This is a genomic window from Bradyrhizobium sp. RT6a, assembly GCF_040547675.1.
In the GTDB taxonomy this organism is placed as follows: domain Bacteria; phylum Pseudomonadota; class Alphaproteobacteria; order Rhizobiales; family Xanthobacteraceae; genus Bradyrhizobium.
On the sequence record NZ_JBEPQC010000003.1, the window covers coordinates 158,916 to 179,009 of the forward strand.

22 protein-coding genes are annotated in these 20,094 nt (G+C 63.1%); 6 read left to right on the forward strand and 16 right to left on the reverse strand.

Features of this window, described 5'->3' with window-relative positions:
* Window positions 1-269 precede the first annotated feature (269 nt).
* Complete coding sequence (locus ABIC03_RS18715; protein WP_354059959.1) at window positions 270-1,706, reverse strand: tyrosine-type recombinase/integrase; 1,437 nt, start codon at window positions 1,704-1,706, stop codon at window positions 270-272.
* Window positions 1,707-2,564: 858 nt separating this feature from the next.
* Between ABIC03_RS18715 and ABIC03_RS18720 the strand changes: the two genes are divergently transcribed.
* From ABIC03_RS18720 to ABIC03_RS18730, 3 genes are read left to right on the forward strand one after another with little or no spacing between them, the layout of a single operon-like run.
* A complete protein-coding gene (locus ABIC03_RS18720) occupies window positions 2,565-2,759 on the forward strand; it encodes a hypothetical protein (protein ID WP_275169475.1) in 195 nt (64 codons plus the stop codon).
* Between the two features lie 22 nt (window positions 2,760-2,781).
* Window positions 2,782-3,183 (forward strand): hypothetical protein, encoded by a 402-nt coding sequence (locus tag ABIC03_RS18725; protein WP_354059962.1) that lies wholly within the window; start codon window positions 2,782-2,784, stop codon window positions 3,181-3,183.
* A 57-nt stretch (window positions 3,184-3,240) separates the two neighbouring features.
* Window positions 3,241-5,067 (forward strand): SDR family oxidoreductase, encoded by a 1,827-nt coding sequence (locus ABIC03_RS18730; RefSeq protein WP_354059964.1) that lies wholly within the window; start codon window positions 3,241-3,243, stop codon window positions 5,065-5,067.
* On the opposite strand, the gene ABIC03_RS18735 is transcribed toward ABIC03_RS18730, so the two are convergent.
* The 12 genes from ABIC03_RS18735 to ABIC03_RS18790 form a co-directional block, all read right to left on the reverse strand.
* Entirely contained in the window at window positions 5,027-7,426 is a 2,400-nt protein-coding gene (locus ABIC03_RS18735) for a glucose/quinate/shikimate family membrane-bound PQQ-dependent dehydrogenase (RefSeq protein ID WP_354059966.1), read from the reverse strand. The two genes, ABIC03_RS18730 and ABIC03_RS18735, sit on opposite strands and share 41 nt — an antisense overlap.
* 5 nt (window positions 7,427-7,431) lie before the next feature.
* A complete protein-coding gene (locus ABIC03_RS18740; protein ID WP_354059968.1) occupies window positions 7,432-7,800 on the reverse strand; it encodes a c-type cytochrome in 369 nt (122 codons plus the stop codon).
* Between the two features lie 19 nt (window positions 7,801-7,819).
* Window positions 7,820-8,455 (reverse strand): c-type cytochrome, encoded by a 636-nt coding sequence (locus tag ABIC03_RS18745; protein WP_354059970.1) that lies wholly within the window; start codon window positions 8,453-8,455, stop codon window positions 7,820-7,822.
* Complete coding sequence (locus ABIC03_RS18750; protein ID WP_354059972.1) at window positions 8,455-9,294, reverse strand: substrate-binding domain-containing protein; 840 nt, start codon at window positions 9,292-9,294, stop codon at window positions 8,455-8,457. Before ABIC03_RS18750 ends, ABIC03_RS18745 begins: the two co-directional genes overlap by 1 nt.
* Window positions 9,278-11,113, reverse strand: a complete 1,836-nt coding sequence (locus ABIC03_RS18755) for a methanol/ethanol family PQQ-dependent dehydrogenase (RefSeq protein ID WP_275169469.1) — start codon at window positions 11,111-11,113, stop codon at window positions 9,278-9,280. The genes ABIC03_RS18750 and ABIC03_RS18755 overlap by 17 nt, the downstream gene beginning before the upstream one ends.
* Before the next feature lie 111 nt (window positions 11,114-11,224).
* Complete coding sequence (locus ABIC03_RS18760) at window positions 11,225-12,016, reverse strand: GlcG/HbpS family heme-binding protein (RefSeq protein WP_275169468.1); 792 nt, start codon at window positions 12,014-12,016, stop codon at window positions 11,225-11,227.
* Between the two features lie 58 nt (window positions 12,017-12,074).
* Window positions 12,075-13,013, reverse strand: a complete 939-nt coding sequence (locus tag ABIC03_RS18765) for a cytochrome c oxidase assembly protein (RefSeq protein ID WP_275169467.1) — start codon at window positions 13,011-13,013, stop codon at window positions 12,075-12,077.
* Window positions 13,001-13,354, reverse strand: a complete 354-nt coding sequence (locus ABIC03_RS18770; protein ID WP_354059975.1) for a hypothetical protein — start codon at window positions 13,352-13,354, stop codon at window positions 13,001-13,003. Before ABIC03_RS18770 ends, ABIC03_RS18765 begins: the two co-directional genes overlap by 13 nt.
* Window positions 13,351-13,950 carry a cytochrome c oxidase subunit 3 gene (locus ABIC03_RS18775; RefSeq protein ID WP_354059977.1) on the reverse strand — a complete coding sequence of 200 codons (600 nt, stop codon included), beginning with the start codon at window positions 13,948-13,950 and terminating at the stop codon, window positions 13,351-13,353. Before ABIC03_RS18775 ends, ABIC03_RS18770 begins: the two co-directional genes overlap by 4 nt.
* Window positions 13,947-15,860, reverse strand: coding sequence for a cytochrome c oxidase subunit I (gene ctaD, locus ABIC03_RS18780; RefSeq protein ID WP_354059979.1), 1,914 nt, complete (start codon window positions 15,858-15,860; stop codon window positions 13,947-13,949). The genes ABIC03_RS18775 and ctaD overlap by 4 nt, the downstream gene beginning before the upstream one ends.
* Entirely contained in the window at window positions 15,857-16,831 is a 975-nt protein-coding gene (gene coxB, locus ABIC03_RS18785; RefSeq protein ID WP_275169463.1) for a cytochrome c oxidase subunit II, read from the reverse strand. The genes ctaD and coxB overlap by 4 nt, the downstream gene beginning before the upstream one ends.
* Window positions 16,832-16,981: 150 nt before the next feature.
* Complete coding sequence (locus ABIC03_RS18790) at window positions 16,982-17,104, reverse strand: hypothetical protein (protein ID WP_275169462.1); 123 nt, start codon at window positions 17,102-17,104, stop codon at window positions 16,982-16,984.
* 131 nt (window positions 17,105-17,235) lie between these two features.
* Here ABIC03_RS18790 and ABIC03_RS18795 point away from each other — a divergent pair, with 131 nt between their 5' ends.
* Together ABIC03_RS18795 and ABIC03_RS18800 are read left to right on the forward strand one after the other, a co-directional pair.
* Window positions 17,236-17,454, forward strand: coding sequence for a DUF6894 family protein (locus tag ABIC03_RS18795; RefSeq protein WP_354059982.1), 219 nt, complete (start codon window positions 17,236-17,238; stop codon window positions 17,452-17,454).
* A 14-nt stretch (window positions 17,455-17,468) separates the two neighbouring features.
* On the forward strand, window positions 17,469-17,936 hold the full coding sequence (locus ABIC03_RS18800; RefSeq protein WP_275169460.1) for a metallophosphoesterase family protein: 468 nt from the start codon (window positions 17,469-17,471) through the stop codon (window positions 17,934-17,936).
* A 20-nt stretch (window positions 17,937-17,956) separates the two neighbouring features.
* On the opposite strand, the gene ABIC03_RS18805 is transcribed toward ABIC03_RS18800, so the two are convergent.
* Together ABIC03_RS18805 and ABIC03_RS18810 are read right to left on the reverse strand one after the other, a co-directional pair.
* A complete protein-coding gene (locus ABIC03_RS18805; protein WP_081747987.1) occupies window positions 17,957-18,145 on the reverse strand; it encodes a hypothetical protein in 189 nt (62 codons plus the stop codon).
* Window positions 18,146-18,187: 42 nt separating this feature from the next.
* Complete coding sequence (locus ABIC03_RS18810; RefSeq protein WP_354059985.1) at window positions 18,188-18,757, reverse strand: DUF1236 domain-containing protein; 570 nt, start codon at window positions 18,755-18,757, stop codon at window positions 18,188-18,190.
* 148 nt (window positions 18,758-18,905) lie between these two features.
* Between ABIC03_RS18810 and ABIC03_RS18815 the strand changes: the two genes are divergently transcribed.
* Window positions 18,906-19,079, forward strand: a complete 174-nt coding sequence (locus ABIC03_RS18815) for a hypothetical protein (protein ID WP_354059987.1) — start codon at window positions 18,906-18,908, stop codon at window positions 19,077-19,079.
* 791 nt (window positions 19,080-19,870) lie between these two features.
* Here ABIC03_RS18815 and ABIC03_RS18825 read toward each other — a convergent pair.
* A complete protein-coding gene (locus ABIC03_RS18825) occupies window positions 19,871-20,086 on the reverse strand; it encodes a hypothetical protein (protein WP_354059989.1) in 216 nt (71 codons plus the stop codon).
* Between the last annotated feature and the right edge of the window lie 8 nt (window positions 20,087-20,094).

The window sequence follows — 20,094 nt, forward strand, 5'->3', positions numbered from 1 at the left end:
AACAACTGATCATACTTTTGATCGAGATCATGGTCTTGGTATTAGTCATCCGCTGACCGGAGCGCGAGCGGGCCTCCACTGCTACCCACAGGGCTTCTGAACATTCATATATTGTCTCGCAGCCGGCCGTCGCCGGATCGCACACAAATGTAGACACATGATCGCCATTGCCTTGATATACTTAAGTTTTTTAGGCCTAAACCTTCCCTACGCAGGGGGATGGCCTGGCCCGAGACCTGTGATGGGCTCAGAGTTGGTCGGTGGCGCAGTCAGGCGACGAGCCGTGGCCCTCCATGCTCCAGGCCCTCGGCGACAGGCTCGCCGACGATCCGCCGCAGCTCGGTCGCGATTCCGTCCAGCACCGCCCGCTTTTCCTTCATCCGTTGGGAGTGGTTGTAGACCTTGCCCGTGACGGTCGGCACGATGGTCTCGCCCTTCTTTGTCACGGCGTGGTCAAGGCATTTGGCGATGGCAGCATCGTCAAAGCCAAGATCGCCGGCCAATGTTGCCGCTGTCCGGCGCAGGTCGTGCGGCGTGAACCGCTTGAGTCCGAGCAACTCGCAGAGACCGGTGGTCTTGGTCTTGTTCTTGTTCGTTTCGTGTTTCGTGCCGCGCAACGCGTCGGCCATCGCTTTGCGGTGGATCGGCTGGCCCTTGTATATCGGGCTCTCGAATACGAACTGCTGATCATCCGAGGTCAGCGCCTCCTTGATGATCTCAAGAGCCAGATCCGACAACGGCTGCTGGATCACCCGCCGCTTCTTGACCCGCTTGAGAGGTACGTCAAAACGCGGATATTTGCCTTTGATGTCAAACAACTCGTCGCGATGCGCACCGAGCACTTCGCGTGATCTCAGCATGGTCACCAGCTCGAACTTGAGCGCGAGGCGGGTGCGGCGGTCATAGGGCAGATCATTGCGGTCGAGGCCATGCCAGAAAGTCCTGATCTCGTCCTCGGAGAGAACCCGAGTGCGCGGATGCTCGGGATCGAGCTTGGGCAGGTTGATGCAAGGGCTGGCCGTCACATAGTCGCGGCCTGCCTCCGCCGCCCAGTTGAACAGGCCCGACGCTGCCTTGCGCATGTGGCGCGCGTTGCTGACCGAGGGCCTGCCAAACTTCCCCGCGACGATGTCGTTCGATAGCGTCGCGATGTCATGCTTTGTGACATCGCCCGCGAGTGTTTTACCAAGCCGGGCACCGAGGAAGCGGCGCAGGTGGGTCGCCGTATTTTCCCAAGCCTCCAGCCGGGGCCGCATCTCGCCGTCCGGCTTGCGGACTGGCTTCTTCATCCAGTCGATCCGCTCCTCGATGATCTCGGCGACGGTCTTGCCGCGCTTTGCCTTGTTGGCCTTCTGGTCCCGGAAGGTCTGGGCGAGAGCCTCGCCACCCCTTGCCTTGAGGCCATAGACCCTGCTGCGCGCGTCCTCGACCGTGAAGGTCTCCGCATTGTAGACGCCGAGCCAGCCGGTGCGCTGCTTCCCGGTCTGCCTGTCGGTGAACTTGAACGAGAAGGTTGCTGCGCCAACCGCAGTGATACTGACATAGAGGCCGGCGCATTTGCGGTCGTAGAACTTGGTACGCTTGGCAACCCGCTTCTCGCACAGGCGGTCGGTCAGGATGACGCTGCTGTTGCGGCCGCGCTTGCCGACGGGGGAGGGGGCGATGCTACTATCCATGTGGTTTCGGCTCCTAAGGCTTGGGACCAAAGGGCTCGGCTTGAAGGCTTTCAGTTTGTCGTGCGGACGCTGAAAGACTTAGGGCCGGGCCCTTAAGTTGGTGAAGCCCGCTGAAACAGCCTGCATCAGGGTAGTCGAAAAGCTCTTGTTTCAAAGTCTTTTGTTAGTTTCGGCGTGTTTCACCGAGTGCCAAAATATAGACGTGTGGTCCTGGCCGTCGTTGCTACGGTCAAGCCCTGGCGAATGCGGCATCCGCGTCAACCGGCGCGATGCCGGTGAATTTCGTTGGGGCGAGGGAGGCCAGCAGGAACTCGGCTCCCGGGAGAGCACGGCATAAGCCGTCCAACCATCGCGCAGGGAAGGCCGAGTGATTGGCTACACCTGTATGCTGCTGTGCGGTTTCCTTGCGCTACATTTTCGCGCAGCGGACCGCGGGTGCCAGCCGGCACCCGGCCTTCCCTGTGCCCTCTTGGCTTTGAGGGTGGAGTGACCAGGCAAAGCTCGGGCGAAATGCGCCGCGAGAACGAGAACTCATGTCCACTGTTGGAAAGGTCGCTCTATCATTTGCCACGTGATTCCTTTTGGGAAAGTGGTTCGTTCTGCGGCTCTTGGAGATGGCCGCTTTCGTTCGGCATCCAAGGCTGTCGACCGGGGTCCGAGAATGGAAGCATCGTCATGTGCTTTTGCGATCGCATCCACCAAGCGTTTCCCTCTCCAACTGACCAAGCTGCTGCTGATGGCGCCATACCGCTCGTGGATCGCCCAGCAGCCGGAGACCCCGCCAAAGGCGACGGGGTGGCCAAGCCAGCAAATTTTCAGATCATTAACAATGTTGAATCACAGGCCGGAGCGGTTGCCCTACCGTGAACCTTTCCGCTGGGGCTTTCCATGATCGATACCGCGACCAAGGCGTTGTTGCGCACCGTTCTCGACGAGGTGTGTGAAGGTGTTCCACGCTGTGAGATTGGCGCCCGGACCCGCGTCGCATCGAAGCTTCTGGAGACTGCAAGCAGGGGTGACATCTGTGCGGATCGCCTCAAACAGGCGGCCCGCAATGCCCTCTCTGAAATCCCGACGATGTGACGATGGTCATGTGGGGGCGGGGGTGAATTTCCACGTGACGGTCCTCAAGATCCTGGTGAGCTACCCGGATGGGTTCGCCGCAATGGAGGATCTCAAGCGGGATATGGCCATTCTGGCGACCAGCGGTCGCGACTGGACGGAGCGTACCCGGCGGCTGGGCGCGCGGGTGCCTGGCCTGGACATCTTTTCGCAAGGGCTGATCGACCGGACAAATGGCGGGTGGCGCATCACGGACAAGGGCCGCTCCGTGCTCGATCTGATGGAAGCTCGTCCGGACCAAGCCCCTGTTGCGGCCGAGGAACGCCAGTCAGAGCCGGAGCTTGCCCCGGCGATCTCGCGGCACATTCCGGCGGAGAGGGGCCGAGGACGACTCGCGGCGCGCCGCCGCCGACGCAACGCCCGCAAGCAGGCTCGGGCGTCCTAGCGAGGAACGAGCGTCGCTCCCGAAGCTTGAGCAAACGCCTTGTGATGGAAGACGCTCATGCAAAGTTCCGACGCCACCTTGTCGACCGCCCGTCTGTCGCGCGTGACGGACGATATCTGGGTCGTGGACGACGCCCCGATCAGCGCCGCCGGTCTGAAACTCCCGGTGCGCATGACCGTCATTCGGCTGTCAAACGGCGATCTTGTGCTGCATTCGCCGGTGAGATATTCGCCGGCCCTCCGCGGTGAGCTGGAGCGGCTTGGGACGATAAGGTACTTGCTCGCGCCGAATATCGCGCACTGGATGTTCCTGCCCGACTGGCAGAGGGAGCTGCCACAGGTGACGATTTTCGCGGCGCGGGGCCTTTCGGCGCGCAGGCAAGTTCGAGCAGCACGCATCCGCATCGACCGCGAGCTCGGAGACACGACGCCTGAGGAATGGAGGGCCGACCTCGAAGCCGTCTCGGTGAACGCTCCGATGTTCTCCGAGATCGAGCTGTTCGACAAGCGCAGCCGGACACTGATCCTGACGGATCTCGTGCAAAATCTCGATCCCAATGATCTCAGCGCGCCAAACGAGGCGGCGGCGAACCTCCTGGGCATTTCCAAGCCGAACGGCACGGCCCCGGTCTATCTGCGGCTTCTGCTGCGCCTCGGCGGCCGTTCCGCGCGATCCGCAGCGGAGCGGCTCGTACGGCTATCTCCGGAGCGGGTGATCTTCGCGCATGGCGACTGGTTCGAAACGCATGGGGTCGAGCGCCTCCGGCGATCCCTGCACTGGCTGCTTCCGGCGAGCGGCTCCGGATCTGAGCCGCGGCAAATGACTGGCACGCGCGTCGTCATAACCGGCGCTTCCAGCGGAATCGGGCGTGCTGCGGCGCTGGCCTTCGCCGGCAAGGGCGCAAGCGTGGTCCTGGCGGCACGCCGTGCTGAAGTCCTGACGAGCCTCGCCGCAGAATGCCAGGCGCTCGGAGGCCGCGCGTTGGCGATCGCGACCGATGTCACCGATGCCGAGGCGGTGCAGCGACTGGCCCGAGAGGCCGACGACGCGTTCGGTGGCATCGACGTCTGGATCAACAACGCCGGCACGGGCGTTTTCGGGGCCTACCAGGATGCGGATATCGCGCTTCATCGCCGAACGATCGAGGTCAATCTCCTCGGCACGATGCATGGCGCTTTCGCGGTGCTCCCGATCTTCCTGCGCCAGAACCGCGGTATTCTGATCAACAACATCTCGCTCGGCGGCTGGGCGCCGACGCCCTTTGCTGCGGCCTATACGGCCAGCAAGTTCGGCCTGCGGGGCTTCACCGCGAGCCTGCGTCAGGAGCTCAGGGCTCACCGCAACATTCATGTCTGCGGCGTCTTCCCGGCCATGGTCGACACGCCGGGCTTCGTCCACGGCGCCAATATGTCCGGCCGAACGCTCGATCCCGGTCCGCTGCTGTATCAGTCGGAGGACGTTGCCGAGACGTTCGTGAGCCTCGTTCGCGCACCCCGAGACGAGGTCGCCGTGGGCTGGCCGGCTCGTGCCGGCCAGATTGCCTATGCGATGGCTCCGCAGATCACCGAGAACATCGTGGGAGCTGCCTTCCGCTACCTGCTGTCGCGCGCGCACCCCGCAAAGAGCAGCGAGGGCACCATGATCGAAGCTGGTCCGCAGGGCACGTCGATCGACGGCGGTTGGCTGTCGCGCAAGCAACTCCCACCTGCCGGGGTCATCAGTCAGGGGCTCGCGGCGCTGGGACTAGCTGCGGGCGTGGCTCTCCTGGCTTCAGCAGTTGCGCGTCGCGCCGGCAGACCGGGACAAGGCGTGGGCAAGTACAAGCAAGTCCTGCCGAGGCAGATCACGGCAGCGCGTAGGCCCGCACGTAATCGCCGAGTTTAGTTCCGAACGAGCCGTGGCCGCCGTCGACCGTTACAACGTATTGCTTGCCGCCGGCCTCATAGGTCATCGGCGTCGACTGGCCGCCGGCAGGAAGGCGGTCCTGCCAAAGCTGTCGGCCATCGCGAACGTCAAACGCGCGGATGTAGTCGTCCATCGTTCCCGTGATGAAGATAATGCCGCCCGCGGTGACGATCGGACCGCCCAGCATGGGAACGCCGAGCTTGAATGGCAGCGGCAGCGGGGCCTGATCGCGGATCGTGCCGATGCGATGCTGCCAGACCACCTTGTGCGTTTTGAGATCGATCGCTGCGATATTGCCCCATGGCGGGGCAAGGCAGGGGATGCCGAGCGGCGAGAGAAAAATGCCGAGGTCGACGCCGTAGGGCGCGCCGTACATCGGCTGCACGCCGAGCTCGGTTCCCGGCGGATGCGCCGCATTCGGCGCGGCCGGATTGTCCTTCCCGCGCGGCACCAGGCGCGAGACGAAGGGAATCGATTGAGGGTTTGCGATCGCGATCTGGCGCTGCGGATCGACGGCAATGCCGCCCCATTCGAACATGCCGAAGTCTCCGGGAAACACCAGCGTGCCTTGTTCAGACGGCGGAGTGAACGGCCCCTCATAGCGCAGGCGCTTGAACTTGATCCGGCAGGCGAGCTGGTCGAACATCGTGCTGCCCCACATCTGCGCGTCCGTCAGCATGCCGGAGGGGCGGAAACTCAATTCCGAAAAAGGTTGGGTTGGCGACAGCCGGTCTCCCTTCGCGGCGCCCTGAGGCACCGGCTTCTCCGGTGCGGGCACCAACTGACGTCCGTCGCGGCGGTCGAGCACGAAGATGTCGCCGGTCTTTGCCGGGATGTAGATCGCAGGCGTGACGCCGCCGTTGGAGCGCAAATCGACCAGACTGGGCTGCGACGGCATATCCATGTCCCAGAGATCGTGGTGTACGTTCTGGAACGACCAACGCAGTTTTCCGGTCGAGACATCGAGCGCAATCAATGCCGAATCGTAGCGCTCGTTTTCGCGCGAACGGCCGCCGCCCCAGATATCCGGAGAACTCGAGCCGAGCGGCACGTAGACGAGTCCGAGCTTCTCGTCGACCGCCGAAATGCTCCACGAATTGGGTGAGCCGGCCGTGAAATGATGCGAGGCGGAGGGCATTTCGTTCGGATCGGAATTGCCGGCATCGAACGCCCAGATCAACCGTCCCGAATAGATATCGAAGCCGCGGATCACGCCCGACGGGACGCGATCGGAATAGTTGTCGATCACCGCTCCGCCGACGATCAGCACCTTGTCCGTGACCACGGGCGGCGAAGTGCCCTCGTAGAAGCCGAGTGTCTGGATCTCGCTGCCTTGCTTGAGATCGATCTGTCCCTGGTTGCCAAAACTCTGGCAAGGCACACCGCTCTGGGCATCGAGCGCGAACATCCGCCCGTCGTTGGTTGGGACGAAGATGCGTCCCGCACAATCGTTCAGGGCCGGCGCGCCGTTGGCAGTGACCGCGCCGGGCCTGGTCGCGTGATAGGACACGCCGCGGCAGGTCATGTGCTGGAACGCCTTGTTGTGCTGGACCTGCGGATCGAACTTCCAGCGCAGTTTTCCGGTCGCAGCTTCAAGCGCGAACACGATCTGGTGCGGCGAGCAAGTGTAGAGCAGATCACCCACCTTGAGCGGCGTTGCCTGGTTGGTGATCTCGTCGGGATCATCAGGGCCCTTGTGGTCGCCGGTGCGGAATTCCCAGGCGAGCTTGAGGTCCTTGACGTTGTCCTTGGTGATCTGGCTCAGCGACGAGAAGCGGGTGCCGAAGCCGCTGCCGCCGTAGGCCGTCCAGTTCTGGCCGGCGTCGGTCGGGGTCGGCTCGGACGAGGCAACAGCGCCTGTCGTTTCGATCTCCGGTATCGTGCCGGCGATATCATGCCGGTCCCTCGTCAGGGAAACGCCGAGCACGACGACGGCTACGATCAGCACGAGGCCGAGCGCCCAACGTGCGGTCCGCATGCTCGGTGCCAGTCGACGCGCAATGAAGGGCAACAGCAGCCAGACGCCGAGTGGTGCCAATACGTCGCCCCGCGGGGCGAGCGACCAGAAATCGAATCCGGCTTCCCAGATCGCCCATGCCATCGTTCCGGCCAGGAGCGCGGCATAAATCCAGAGCGCCTCGGCACGACGGCACGCGAGCAGCCAGCTCGTGAGCAGAAGCATGATGCCCGCGATCAGATAGTAGATGGAGCCACCGAGGGCCACGAGCCAGGCGCCGCCGGCGAGGAGGCCCAGTCCCATGATAGCGACGACCACGACGGTGACGGCCAGCAATGGCTCGTCACGGAACCAATTCGTTGAACGGTGTGTCGGTGTCATGATGGTCACTTCAGCGTGTAGAGAAACGCCGCGATGTCCCGAGCGTCCTTCTGCGGGATGCCCATTCGCGGCATGGCATTGCCCGGCAACGCCCTCTGTGGATCCTCGATCCAGTCAGCCATGTTGTCCGGCGAATTGTGGATGTAGCCGGCGATGTAGGTCCGCGTGCCGATGCGATGCAAGGGTGGGCCGACGTTACCGTCTGCACCGGCAATACCGGGAATATCGTGACAGCCGCCGCACTGGTACTGCTTGACGAGGTCGGCGCCACGACGCGCGTCGCCGACGAAGTTGTCCGGGCCCGCAGCCTCGCAGGCGGCGGTAGCGGTAGCCAGGAGTGCAGTGATTAGCAATCTCGTGATCGGATTCACCATCGCTGCTCCGCTCGGCCGATCAGGGCTTCTGGCCGAAATTGAAAGACTTGGTGGCAGACCAGGGATCGGTCGTGGAGACCTGCTCGCTCGGGACCTGCTCGACCTCGGGCGACGGCAGACTCGCCGAAAAGGTGCGGCCCCATTGGTGGCTAGGCTCGTTGCTGATCTTGCCGATATAGGTGACGAGATCCCACATCACGCTGTCGGGCAGCACGCCGCCCCAGGCCGGCATCCCGTTGGGCCGCCCCTGGTAGATCGAGAGAAAGATGTTCTCGGGCTGCGAGCCGTAAATAAAGATGTTGTTGCTCAGCGCCGGCCCCATCCCGCCACCGCCATTGGGCGCGTGGCAGCCGACGCAGTTGAGGTTGACGTAGTAGGTCATCCCGCGCTGCTGCGCGTTGGGATCGCCTTGCACGGGATTCTTGATTTGCGGCGGGTCCGGCTGCGCGCCGGGATGGAGGTGGCTGACCGGAACCTGCATGAAGACGCCGGGTTTGCCATTGCCAACGCTGCCACCGAAATTCGGGCGCGGGGACAGCGTCGGCATCTGCGCCTCCTGGGATTGCGGCAGGGTCTGCTGGGCGATTGCCGCGCCGTTCGGCACGGTCGCCAGCAGCAACGACAGGGCGCTCGCGCGCAGTACTGGAGCAGACATCACTCATGTCCTCCCGATACCGTAACGGATTGGTCCACCAGCGGAACGCCGTAACTTCGCAGCAGCGAGCTGATCTCGGACCGATGCTCGTCGATGAATGCATTAAGTCGGTCGCGCAAGGCGTCGTCGCCTTTGCGCACGCCCATCGCGATGGCGAACTGGAATTGCTGGGATGGAAAGCGTTCGTAATCCCGGATCGGCGTGACCGTCAGGGGGACGGGAGAGCGCTGGGCGAAATATCCGCCGAGCGGACCCCAGGCTGCGGCGACATCGATCTTGCCGCTTTCGACCGCCTCGATCAGGCGTGCCGGCGGATCGGCCTGGCGATAGTCACCGTAGATGGAGTAGCCGCGGACGTTGTCGACGATGCCTTGGTCGCCGAGCGCCTGCGCAGGCGGCGGATTGTTGCCGTCGTCACCGATCAGATGCACGCCGATCACGAGGTGATGCAAGCGCGGGTCGAGCAGGGACGAAAGCTCGAGGTGCTGGTCCTGCCGCGTGACGAACACGTAGCTCGATCGATAATAGGGCTTGGTCGTCTCGACGAGTTCATAGCCGGACGGCACGCCCATGACGACGTCGCATCTGCCGGCTTTCAGCGTGTTGCGGATGAAGCCGCGGCGCTGCGCCCACCAGATGTAGGAGACCTGCTGGCCGAAATGCTCGGCCACCATGGCCGCGAGCCTGTTTTCGAATCCTGCTTCGGCACTGTTCGAGAATGGCAGGTTGTTCGGATCGGCACAGACGCGAAGCTCACCCTCCGACGCTGCCGCTGCCGTTGTCGCGAGCGCGAAGAGAATGCCAAACGATATGCGGGGACGCCTATTTAGAGGGCGCATGGCTGGTGTCCTCACCATTTGCGCCGCCGAGTTTGAAGACCAGCAGCTCGCTCCCACCGGCGGTGTAGAACGGCAAATCCTGCGTCGCGCCGGTAAAGCCAAGGGCGCCGTTGCGCACCCGCGGATCGACCTCGGCATTGGCGACCACCCCCGGCCAGCCGCCGACGCCCGACAGGATCGCGATGTATTGCTGTCCGTCGGAGCCGCGATAGGAGATCGGCTGGCCGATGAACCCGGATCCAGCGCGGAATTGCCAGAGCACGCGTCCATCCTTGGCATCCACCACTTTGAAGAGCCTATCCATGGTGCCGTAGAACGCGACGTCGCCAGCCGTCACCAGCGCGCCGCTCCAGACCGGCAGCTTCTCGTGAATCTCCCAGACCTTCTTGCGCGCGATCGGATCCCACGCCATGAACTCGCCGCGATAGCCGCCGGGGCCGGCATACATGTCGACGTCTGCGCCGACATAGGGCGTCCCGGCGATGTAGCCGACTTGAGAAGCCTTGAAGCTCATGCAGAGATGCTGATGCGGAACGTAGAGAAGTTTTGTGCGCGGTGACCACGCGCTCGGCTGCCAATCCTTGGCGCCGGGCGCGCTCGGGCAGATGTTCTCGACTGTCTTCCCGACAAGCGGAGTCTTCTCCTCGTTCGGGATGATCTTGCCTGTCTTCAGATCGACGCCCTTGTAGCTGTTAACGAAATCATACGCGTCCGCCGAAATCACTTCACCGGTGGCGCGATCCATCACGTACATGTAGCCGTTGCGGCCGGGGTGGATCAGCACCTTGCGCGGCTGTCCATTCAGTTCGAGGTCGACGAGCACGTTCTCATTGATCTCGTCGTGATCGAACAGATCGTGCGGGTTGACCTGGTAGGCCCATTTCGCCTGGCCTGTGTCTGGATTTCGCGCGAAGATCGACGCGCTCCAGAGATTATCACCGCTGCGCTGGTTCGCGTTCCAGGGACTTGGATTGGCCGTGCCGTAATAGATCAGGTTCAGATCGGGATCGTAAGAGATCCAGCCCCAAACCGTGCCGCCACCGACCTGCCAGCGGTCGGCGGGCCAGCTCTTCACGCCGAGATCCTGGCCTTTGAGATTGTCGTAGAACGGCTTGAAATCGTCGCCGATCAGCACGTCCTTATCGGGCCCTGTTGAATAAGCGCGCCAGGCGATGGCGCCGGTGGTCTCGTCGAGTGCGGTGACCCAGCCGCGCACGCCCAGTTCGCCGCCGCTGTTGCCGACGAGAATTTTGCCTTTCACCACGATGGGAGCCATCGTGATGGTTTCGCCCTTGTTGATCTCGCCGAGCTTCGTGTGCCAAAGCTCTTTGCCGGACTTGGCGTCGATCGCGACGGTGTGGTTATCGAGCGTGTTGAGGAAAACCTTGCCATTGTCGAAGGCCAGTCCGCGATTGACGACGTCGCAGCAGGCAACGCCCGCGGCCGCGGGCTCCGGCTTCGGCGCGTAGGACCATTTCAATTCGCCTGTCGTGGCATCAAGCGCGAAGACACGATTGGGGTAGGGTCCTGCATAGGGGCCGACCACATACATGGTGCCGTCCACCACGAGCGGCGCCGCCTCCTGGCCTCGATCGGCGCCCACCGAGAACGTCCATGCAAGCTGGAGACGCGAAGCGTTGGACGTGTTGATCTGATCAAGGTCGCTATATCTGGTGTTGGCGTAGTCGCGCGCCGCCATCGGCCATTGGCCTGGATCCTTCATGCGGCTGGCCAGATCGGTCTGTGCCGAGGCGGATGACAGCAACGCGCAGGACGCGCACACCACGCTCACCAACTGCGTGAAGCTACGCACTAACATATGTAAAGATCTCCACGGCAGTGACGAGGCCGTGCGCCGTTGCAGGCCGGTTTACGGACGTACAAACGTTCCGCCTTTCCTTGGTTCCAAAATGCGGCGAGCGACGAAGCACTATCTCACGACATTGCCCGAAACGCCGGCGCCGAGATCTACCGCGATCTGATCCTCTTTGCCGTTGCACTTGGGATGACCGAATCCCGACGGGCTTTTGCCGTCAGGTCCGATGTCATAGATGATCGCGTCCTTCATGTTCGGGCTTACTCCGGCGGGCACCCGGTCGAGCCCGAGCTGGTGGCGCACGCGCCAGGCGACGTTGTGATCGGCGCAGGAACTGTCACCGCTCACACCCAGCGCACCGGCCACGCCGTTGCCGTCATAGAGCGCCAGCCCGCCTCCGAACACGATGGTGCCGCCGATCGGCTTGCCCACCATCGGATCCTGGGCCGTGCCGAAGCTGTCCGGAGATCCGGCGTACAAGGCTTCCGGGGACGGCGGGTTGCCGAGCGCCGCGCCGAACAGGAATCCGCCGGGCTGCGCACCGGCATAGAGATTGGCCGTCGCCATGGCCTTGTCCTTCAGGCTGAATGCATTCGCCGTATTGGCCTTCTCGGCTGCGATGGCCCGGCTGCCAAGCCACTGATCATCGGCCTCACTGCCGCTATAGGCGACGGCGCAGACGACACCCTGTCGATTGACGACGGCAGCCCATTCGTTGTTGTCGAGACCTCCGTTGCTCGGGCCGCCGCCCGGCTTGACACTCTTCTTGAGGATATCGGCGAGCTTGTCATGGTCGACCGGGCACGACATCCCTGGCCGGGGTGGGTCCTGCGCGTTCAAGGTTGCAGGCATCAAGAATGCCGCGGTGAAGATAGCCGTTGCCGCCATGACGGATCGTTTTTCCATGTGGCCTCCGTGGAGTGTCGCAGTCGACAGGCGAACGTCCGAACAGAAGTTGCGGTTCCTATGCAGCATCGCTCAGCTCGGATGTTGAAGAGAGCGGCAGGTGGGAATGGCCGCCGTTCGCAGTCAGCCACCGATGAGCGAAAAACAACGCCGCGCCGGTATAGAGTATGCCCATGGGCACCCACATCAGGATGCCGGCGAGCTGCTGATCCTCCAGTGCCGAGAGGCCGAATTCGCCAGCGAGGGCGCCCTGGCCCGGGATCCACAGCCGCGGCGACACCGTCAGCAGAGCCCCGAGCACACCCGAATGTAAAATCGTGATGAAGAGACACGCGACAGCGATGCCGTCACGAATTCGGGTGCTACGGCCCTGACCGCGGCCATGAAGCAGCACCCACCAGAACAACAGCGCGGTCGCGAAAAAGCTGATGTGCTGGAGACGATGGATCGCCGTATTCTCTAGCGCCCATGCATATAGCGGCGGTGCATGCCAGATCCAGAGCGCCGCACCGTGCAGGATGGTCGCGCTCATGGGGTGGCTTACAAAACGCCACGGCCACGCCAATATCGGCAGATTGAGCATGCGACCCGCCGCCGGGCGAAGCCGGGCCGGCAGGCTCCACAGCATCGGCCCATTGATCCGGGCGAACGCCATCAGCGGTGCCGCGACCACCATGAGCAGTTCGTGCTCGACCATGTGCGCGGTGAACAGACGCTCGCCGAGCCAGTGCAGTGGCGAGGTCACCGCGAGCGCGGCCACCAGCCATCCGGTCCAGAATGCCGCCACCTGGCGGAAGCTGACGCCACGGCCGCCGCCCGCATGGTGCCAGAGCCGCTGCGTTCCGACATAGAAGGCGATAGCGACGGCATAGAGCGGGGCCATGAGCCAGGGATCGTAGCTCCACAGCGAGCCGGGATCGACCTCCGATAGTCCGTGCGCGGCGGCCGGTGCCGCGAGCAGCGCGAGCAGCAGTGCTGCGAAGCTCAGCGCAGGCATGGGCTGATCATGAGCGAGGCGGCGAACTGGTTCGCAATCACCAACGCAAACAGCACGCCGGAGCCGACGCCGAGCCAGGCCATGAACGTTCGTGGCCCGCCGCCTTGCGCATCCGTCCATTCAGCCCCAGCGCCGCGTTGAACGGCGCGGGCTGAAATGACAGTGCCTGCGAGAGCGACGATAGCTAGAACCGCACTCATGATCGCGCCACTGATCCTGGTCTGTTCGCAGGAGAAGTGCGCGAGCACGTAGACGCCCTGCAAATTGATACCCCAAGCGATGGGTCCGAGCGCAACGCCGGCCCAGTAAAGCAGTCTGGAATGTCGATCGGCTGCGGTCATAGGCGTGGCACCCAATCGAGCAAGACGTAGAGCGGCAGCCAGGCGAGCACGACGAAGTTCCAGTAGAACACGTTGTCGGTCACATCGCTGAACCGGCGCGGTTTCGCATGGCGCGTGAACATCAACACCGCCAGCACGACGGTGTCGCCGAGATCGGTGGCAAGGTGAGTCGTGTGCAGCCCCAGAATGAGCCATACGATCGAGCCGTAGGCTGAATTGTCCCATCGGGTGTTGAGATGCGCGAATTCGAAGCCGCGCAGCACCAGCAGAGCGATGCCGATCAGGGCCATGATAATCAGGCCCATCCGCACCTTCGCGAGATCCTGCCGGTGTGCGGCCCGGTTGGTGAACTCGTTCGGAATGATGCTCAACACATAAATCACCGTCTCGACCGTTCCCGGCCAGAGATCCGGCGGGGAGGCTCCGATCGGCCAGCTCGGGTTGACTGCGTAGAGATAAAGGTACGCGCCGATGGCAACGGCAAAGCCCATGCCTTCGAGGGCCATGAAACCCATGGCGCCCCACCAGGGGCCACTGCGCGGGCCGTAGCCGTAAGTCGGCAGGTCCGAGACGTCGCGGACGATAGTCTGTCTCACTCCTCGTCCTCCTTGCTGCCGGTCGGCCAGAACCACCCGATCAAAGTTACGGCCATCGGCGGCGTGCCCCAGAGCACCGCCCAGGGGGTGAAGATCGATCCGATGAAGAAGATCGTCGTTGCGATCGCCGCAAGCAGCGGCCAGATGCTTGGGTCGGGCGATGCCTCGCGGATTTGCGGCTCGGCTTCCGCGAGCGAGGTCAACAGAACTTCGCGCCGCTCTGCACTCAGGCCCGCGACCACGGGCAGGCTCTCGCTATCAGCCCACAGCGGCTCGCGGTGCTTGACCACCGGAATACGGTCGAAGTTCTGCGGCGGGGGCGGCGACGAGGTCGCCCATTCCAGCGTCGAGGCATCCCAGGGATTGTCGCCTGCAAGCGTGCCCTTGCGCAGGCTGTAGATCACATTGACCAGAAGCAACGCGAAGCTGAGCGCGAAAATCAGCGCACCGCCGCTGGACAAGAGGTTCAGATGCGCCCAATCCATGTCGGCCCTGTAGGTGTAGACCCGGCGCGGCATCCCAATCAGCCCGAGGATGTGCATGGGAAAGAACGCGACGTTGAAGCCGATGAAGGCGAGCCAGAAGTTCCAGCGCCCAAGTCTTTCGCTCAGCATGCGGCCCGCGATCTTGGGAAACCAGTAGTAGACCGCGCCGATCAGCGGGAAAACAGCGCCGCCGATCAGGACATAATGGAAGTGGGCCACGACGAAATAAGTGTCGTGCACCTGGGTATCGATCGGGACCGAGGCGACCATGACGCCGGACAATCCGCCGAGCACAAAGATCACGATGAAGCCGATCACGAACAACAGCGGCGTCCGGTAGACCGGACGTCCGTCCCAGAGCGTTGCCAGCCAGCAGAAGATCTGCAGTCCACTCGGCACCGCGATCAGCATGCTGGAGGCGGTGAACAGGGCCGCGCCGAGTTGGGGCAGGCCCGTGACGAACATGTGGTGGACCCAGAGGCCGAACGACAGGAAGCCGGTCGCGATCAGGGAGAGGATCACGACGGGATAGCCGATCACCGGCCGCCGCGCGAACGTCGCGAGGATCGCCGAGACCATCCCCGTGCCCGGGATGAAAATGATGTAGACCTCGGGATGGCCGAAGAACCAGAACAGGTGCTGCCAGAGCAGGGGATGTCCACCCGATGAGGAATCGTAGAAGCGGGTATTGACGAGCCGATCCAGGATCAGTGACGTCGATGCAACCATGATCGATGGCATGGCGAACATCACCAGGAAGGCCGTCACCAGCATGGCCCAGACGAACAGGGGAATGCGGTCGAGCGTCATGCCGGGCGCGCGGAGCTTGAACACGGTGACGACGATCTCGACGGCGACTGCGAGCGCCGCGACCTCGGTAAAGGTGATCATCTGCGCCCAGACGTCGGCGCGCTTCGTCGGTGTGAACTGCAGGCTGGAGAGGGGAACGTAGGAAAACCAGCCGACATCGGGGCCGACATTGAACAGGAAGGAGATCCACAGGAAGCAGCCGCCGAACAGAAACATCCAATAGCTGAAGGCGTTCAGCCGCGGAAAGGCGATGTTCCGCGTGCCGACCATCAAGGGCACCAGATAGACGGCGAACGCCTCCATGACGGGCACAGCGAACAGGAACATCATCGTCGAGCCGTGCATCGTGAAGACCTGATTGTACTTGTCGGCGGAGAGAAACGTCTTCTCCGGCCCGGCAAGCTGAACGCGCATCAGGACCGCAAGGATGCCGCCGAGGAGCAGGAATACGAACGCCGTGACGATGTAACGGCGGCCGACCACCTTGTGGTCGACTGCCATCAGCGCGCCCATCCATCCGGACGGCGTGCGCCACACCCGCTCGAGCTGCGTCGAAAGCTGCAGGCCGTTCAGGACGTCATCCCGCAAATCATTTGGTTCAGCGGCGATGCTCACTTGAGCTGCTCCAGATAATGAATGATCGCGATCAGCTCATCCGATTGCAGCGGCATCTTCGGCATGAGATTGCCGGGCTTGATGTGCTGGGGATCGGCGATCCAGGCGCCGAGCGTCGCGGGAGTATTCGGCAGCGTCCCCGCCGCGATGGTCGTGCGGCTGCCGATATGCGTGAGATCCGGGCCGAGCTGCCCGCCGGCCAGCGTGCCGCTGATGTTGTGGCACAAGGCGCATCCGCGTCCCCGGAACAGAGCCTCGCCCTGTTTGCCGAGCTGATCCGCGGGGCTGTTCGCGCTCTGGTTTTCATGGTCACGCCAGCGGCCGAACTCGTCGGGAGACATCGCGATCACCGCGAACGCCATGTGGGCGTGCTGGATCCCGCAGAACTCGGCGCATTGTCCGCGATAGACGCCGGCATTCTTCGCCGTGAATTGCAGCTCGTTCTTCTGCCCGGGGATCAAGTCCATCTTGCCGGTCAGGCTGGGCACCCAGAAGCTGTGGATCACGTCGGCGGATTCAAGCTCGACCTTCACGGGCTGGCCGGTAGGGATCCGGATCTCGTTGGCGGTCACGAAACTCTGGTGCGGACTGTCGGCCTCGTAGCGGACCTCCCACCACCATTGGTGGCCGATGATCTTGAGCGTGTGGGCTTTCTCGTCCTTGACGAAGACGGTGCGCTGACCGGCATAGCTGACAAGGGAGAGGCCGAGCACGATGACGGTGGTTGCAATCCCGAGCGCGAGGATGACGCGCCCGGAGCGTTCCTCAAACGCCTGGTGAAGATCGAGCGGCCGATCGGCCGAACGCTTCCGCCGCAACATTCCGATGCCCAGGACGATCACGACAGCGGTCCAGACCATCGCTGCCACGGCGAGAAAGATGAACAGCGTGTGCAAGATCTGACCGGATTGCGGCCCTTGAGGGTCAAGCGCCGACTGCCGGCCCGCGCACGCAGCAAGCGGCCAGGTCATGCACAACACCAGAACCCTTCGCACCCAGACCCGCATTGACGTTTTGTCGCACTCCGCTTCACAGGCGGAACCGGTCAGGCCTACAAAGGTTCCTATGCGCCAATCGGGGCGATCGGCCCAACAGGGATATGTCCGACATCGATCATCGGGCTAGAATGGCCAGCCCTTCACGGCGATCACGATCGCCGCGTCACCAGCGGCCATCAGCAACAGGACGGCAAGGCTGGCGATGATAGCGCCCGGCTGGGCAAGCACGCGCAACTCTCTGAGCATGTGTCGGCTCCAAAAACGCAGCAATGCCGCGATGACCCTGAGGGTTCCTGCGGACATGCCCGGAGTTGACGTGCGAGCGCCGGAACGAAGGCTTGAGATCGCGCGTTCCTGCGACGAATTTGAGGGTTCACGTGCCGCGCTATCATTTCGATCTGATCGACTCCAAGACCGTTGCAGACGAGGGGGGTGCTGAATTGCCTGACGACATCATGGCGCTGGATGTTGCCGAAGAGATCGCGAGGAGACTTCTTGCGGAGCGTCCCGAACTCAGGAACCGTCACTTTTCGATCCTGGTCACGAACCATGAGGGTGAGGAGATCGGGAAGGTACCCCTTGATGTCCTGCACTGAAGCCTTGGTCTGACATGGCATTGAGGATCGGAGTGATCTCCGACACGCACGGCCTTCTCAGGCCGGAGGCCGAACGCTGTCTTGCGGGAGTGTCGCATATCATCCACGCCGGTGATATCGGCGCGCCGGAGGTTCTGGAGAGGCTTTGCCGAATAGCGCCGGTCACCGCCATCAGGGGAAACGTCGACGTCGGCAGTTGGGCGATGCGCTATCCCGAAACCGAAACGGTGCACCTCGGCGCTCGTTGCTTCTACCTCCTGCACGATCTCAAGACGCTCGCCATCGACCCCGCAGCGCACGGTGTGAACGTGGTGATATCAGGACATTCGCATCGGGTGCAGGTCAACACGAGAAACGGAGTGCTTTTCCTGAATCCCGGGAGCGCCGGTCCAAGGCGCTTCAAGCTGCCGATCACGCTGGCGACGCTCGAACCGGATGAGGGCGGCGACCTGCGCCCCACCATCCATGAGCTCGACGGGTGAACGAAGTACGTGCGTGCCAGCTAGTGGGTATTCGATTTTTGCCACCGCTCCAGATCAATCGGGGGACGCTTTGGGTCGATCTGCTCCTTCTCGGGATTCCCCTGCCAAGGCTGGTCCGTCTGCCGGTGGGTCGGCAAATCGGTCTGCTGTCGCGGATCGTCGACCGGTGTTTCTCTCGGGTCGTTTTCAGGCGCTTTCGCTCTCGGCATAAGTTATCCTCTTTATGGTTCTGTCGATGCGGCGGCACGCGATCAGCGTACGCCAGCGATGATTGCCGCGACGCGGCGCGAATGCTGATCGACAATGACGAGATCCTTCCCAGCGATCAGGTATTGATCGCCCCAGAACCCGTTCAGCACTTGGGTGACTTCGGGCGGCAAGTCGGCCACCTCGGTCTGGCGCGGCACCGAAGTACCGATCATCATCTCGAAATTTGGACGATCCATCGTGGGGCCGTGCGCCGACGAGCCGATGGCGCGGAGCTGTTCGCGCTGCTGATCGTTGAGGCCAGCCGGCTGGGCGGTCTGTTTGACATCCCGCGCACGGGCGCCGGTCGTATCTTCATTGCCAGCCGGGTTTTCCTTCGCCGCTTTGCTGACCGCTTCGCGTTGCGTGGGAACTCCCGTGCCGACGGTTGTGGCAGGGGCACCTTTGTCGGCGCCTGTAGAGGGGCGGCCCAGATAGTCTGTTGTCCCGAACATCTGGGGCACGGCGAACCAGACGATGAAACCTACAAACAGGACGGCTGCCACCGCCGATCCCACCATCATCAGCTTCCGGGTGCCGTCCTTCTCCGCTTCACGCGATAGATCCTTGACCATGAATAAAAAGCCTTCGGTATGAACTGCGGGTCAACCCGCGCGGGAATCGTTCGTTCCTACGGGCATGCATCAGCATCGATCAGGAACGACCGCCGCCGCATCTCATTGCCAGCGCATGAGGTCGCGAGACCGAAACAAGGAGCATGCAATGACCAAAATGCCCCCCGTACCGCCAGAGCAGCGCAGCGACAAGGGACCCGGATCTGATCCAAAGATCGAAACGGACGAAAAGGTGCCCGGCCGCGAGAACTTCGACACCCAGGGACGTCACGGCAACATCAAGCAGAACACGACAAACCAAGGCTACCAGCAGGACCGATGAATGCCACACAAGAACTCAGACACTGAACGCTTCGGTGGTCCGGGCTCCTCGCGGCAGGACCGCAAGCACCCCGAAAAGGGAGGTCGCGAGCATGAGCGCCCTGCACCCGGAACGCCCACCAACGACCGCAAATCACACGTCTCGGGAGGCGGTGGTGAGCGCGACCAACATCACACGCACAATGATCGTGAGAGGAGCTGAGCAATGCGTAGGACAAGTTCGAGCTTGATACTGATCGCCTTCCTGGCGAGCGCGTCGATAGGGGCCGCCTCGGCGCAGACTGGCGGTGGCGGCGGTGGCGGTGGCGGCGGTGGCGGTGGTGGTGGTGGTTCGGGCGGAGCAAGCGCGAGCGGCGGCGCCGGCGGTGCCTCAAGCCCTGGGTCGGCCGGCGGTGCCTCGAGCCTTGGGTCGGCAAGCCCTGGATCGGCAAGCCCTGGATCGGCAAGCCCTGGGTCGGCAGGCCTTGGGTCGGCAGGAGCTACAGACCAGACGGGGGATGTATCACCCAACCTGGGTAATCCAGCCGACGCGGCCGCGGCTTCGCGCGGGACGACGGCTACCGGCACGAACACCGCTGGAACGGCCCAATCAACCGGTGGCGGTCCGCGAGGATCGACCACCGTCGGGCGGGCCGGCAATCCCGCAGGAGGCACCAGCAGCGGGCGGATTGACGGAACTGCGACACCCGGTCCGTCGATGCCGGGCGACGCCGAAATACGCTCGGAGAACTCTCAGGACTCCCACGTCGATCGAAAGATCAAGAGCATCTGCAAAGGCTGTTAGATCGATGATCAGGACGCCGGGTTTCCCGGCGTCCAATCGAGGTCGTCTTCGCTTCGAGCTTCGGGGTCCGGCGAGCAGGGCTTGATCTGCAGGTCGTCCTCGAGCGTAGGCTTGCCCCCGCTGCTTTCGACCAGACCGGCGTCGTCGGCCTTTTTCAGGGTTTCCTCTTTCGTTGAAAACGTCCGGCTGAGTTTTTCGTCGTCCTTGAACAGGGCATACGCCATATCGGCTC

What these genes read in the sequence shown, in the direction of transcription:
- ABIC03_RS18800 (WP_275169460.1), top strand. Translation starts at nt 17,469, where the DNA reads ATGGCATTGAGGATCGGAGTGATCTCCGACACGCACGGCCTTCTCAGG.
- ABIC03_RS18730 (WP_354059964.1), top strand. Translation starts at nt 3,241, where the DNA reads ATGCAAAGTTCCGACGCCACCTTGTCGACCGCCCGTCTGTCGCGCGTG.
- ABIC03_RS18770 (WP_354059975.1), bottom strand. Translation starts at nt 13,354, where the DNA reads ATGACCGCAGCCGATCGACATTCCAGACTGCTTTACTGGGCCGGCGTT.
- ABIC03_RS18760 (WP_275169468.1), bottom strand. Translation starts at nt 12,016, where the DNA reads ATGGAAAAACGATCCGTCATGGCGGCAACGGCTATCTTCACCGCGGCA.
- ABIC03_RS18810 (WP_354059985.1), bottom strand. Translation starts at nt 18,757, where the DNA reads ATGGTCAAGGATCTATCGCGTGAAGCGGAGAAGGACGGCACCCGGAAG.
- ABIC03_RS18750 (WP_354059972.1), bottom strand. Translation starts at nt 9,294, where the DNA reads ATGCGCCCTCTAAATAGGCGTCCCCGCATATCGTTTGGCATTCTCTTC.
- ABIC03_RS18805 (WP_081747987.1), bottom strand. Translation starts at nt 18,145, where the DNA reads ATGCCGAGAGCGAAAGCGCCTGAAAACGACCCGAGAGAAACACCGGTC.
- ABIC03_RS18815 (WP_354059987.1), top strand. Translation starts at nt 18,906, where the DNA reads ATGACCAAAATGCCCCCCGTACCGCCAGAGCAGCGCAGCGACAAGGGA.
- ABIC03_RS18720 (WP_275169475.1), top strand. Translation starts at nt 2,565, where the DNA reads ATGATCGATACCGCGACCAAGGCGTTGTTGCGCACCGTTCTCGACGAG.
- coxB (WP_275169463.1), bottom strand. Translation starts at nt 16,831, where the DNA reads ATGACCTGGCCGCTTGCTGCGTGCGCGGGCCGGCAGTCGGCGCTTGAC.
- ABIC03_RS18745 (WP_354059970.1), bottom strand. Translation starts at nt 8,455, where the DNA reads ATGTCTGCTCCAGTACTGCGCGCGAGCGCCCTGTCGTTGCTGCTGGCG.
- ABIC03_RS18790 (WP_275169462.1), bottom strand. Translation starts at nt 17,104, where the DNA reads ATGCTCAGAGAGTTGCGCGTGCTTGCCCAGCCGGGCGCTATCATCGCC.
- ABIC03_RS18740 (WP_354059968.1), bottom strand. Translation starts at nt 7,800, where the DNA reads ATGGTGAATCCGATCACGAGATTGCTAATCACTGCACTCCTGGCTACC.
- ABIC03_RS18825 (WP_354059989.1), bottom strand. Translation starts at nt 20,086, where the DNA reads ATGGCGTATGCCCTGTTCAAGGACGACGAAAAACTCAGCCGGACGTTT.
- ABIC03_RS18755 (WP_275169469.1), bottom strand. Translation starts at nt 11,113, where the DNA reads ATGTTAGTGCGTAGCTTCACGCAGTTGGTGAGCGTGGTGTGCGCGTCC.
- ABIC03_RS18765 (WP_275169467.1), bottom strand. Translation starts at nt 13,013, where the DNA reads ATGCCTGCGCTGAGCTTCGCAGCACTGCTGCTCGCGCTGCTCGCGGCA.
- ABIC03_RS18735 (WP_354059966.1), bottom strand. Translation starts at nt 7,426, where the DNA reads ATGACACCGACACACCGTTCAACGAATTGGTTCCGTGACGAGCCATTG.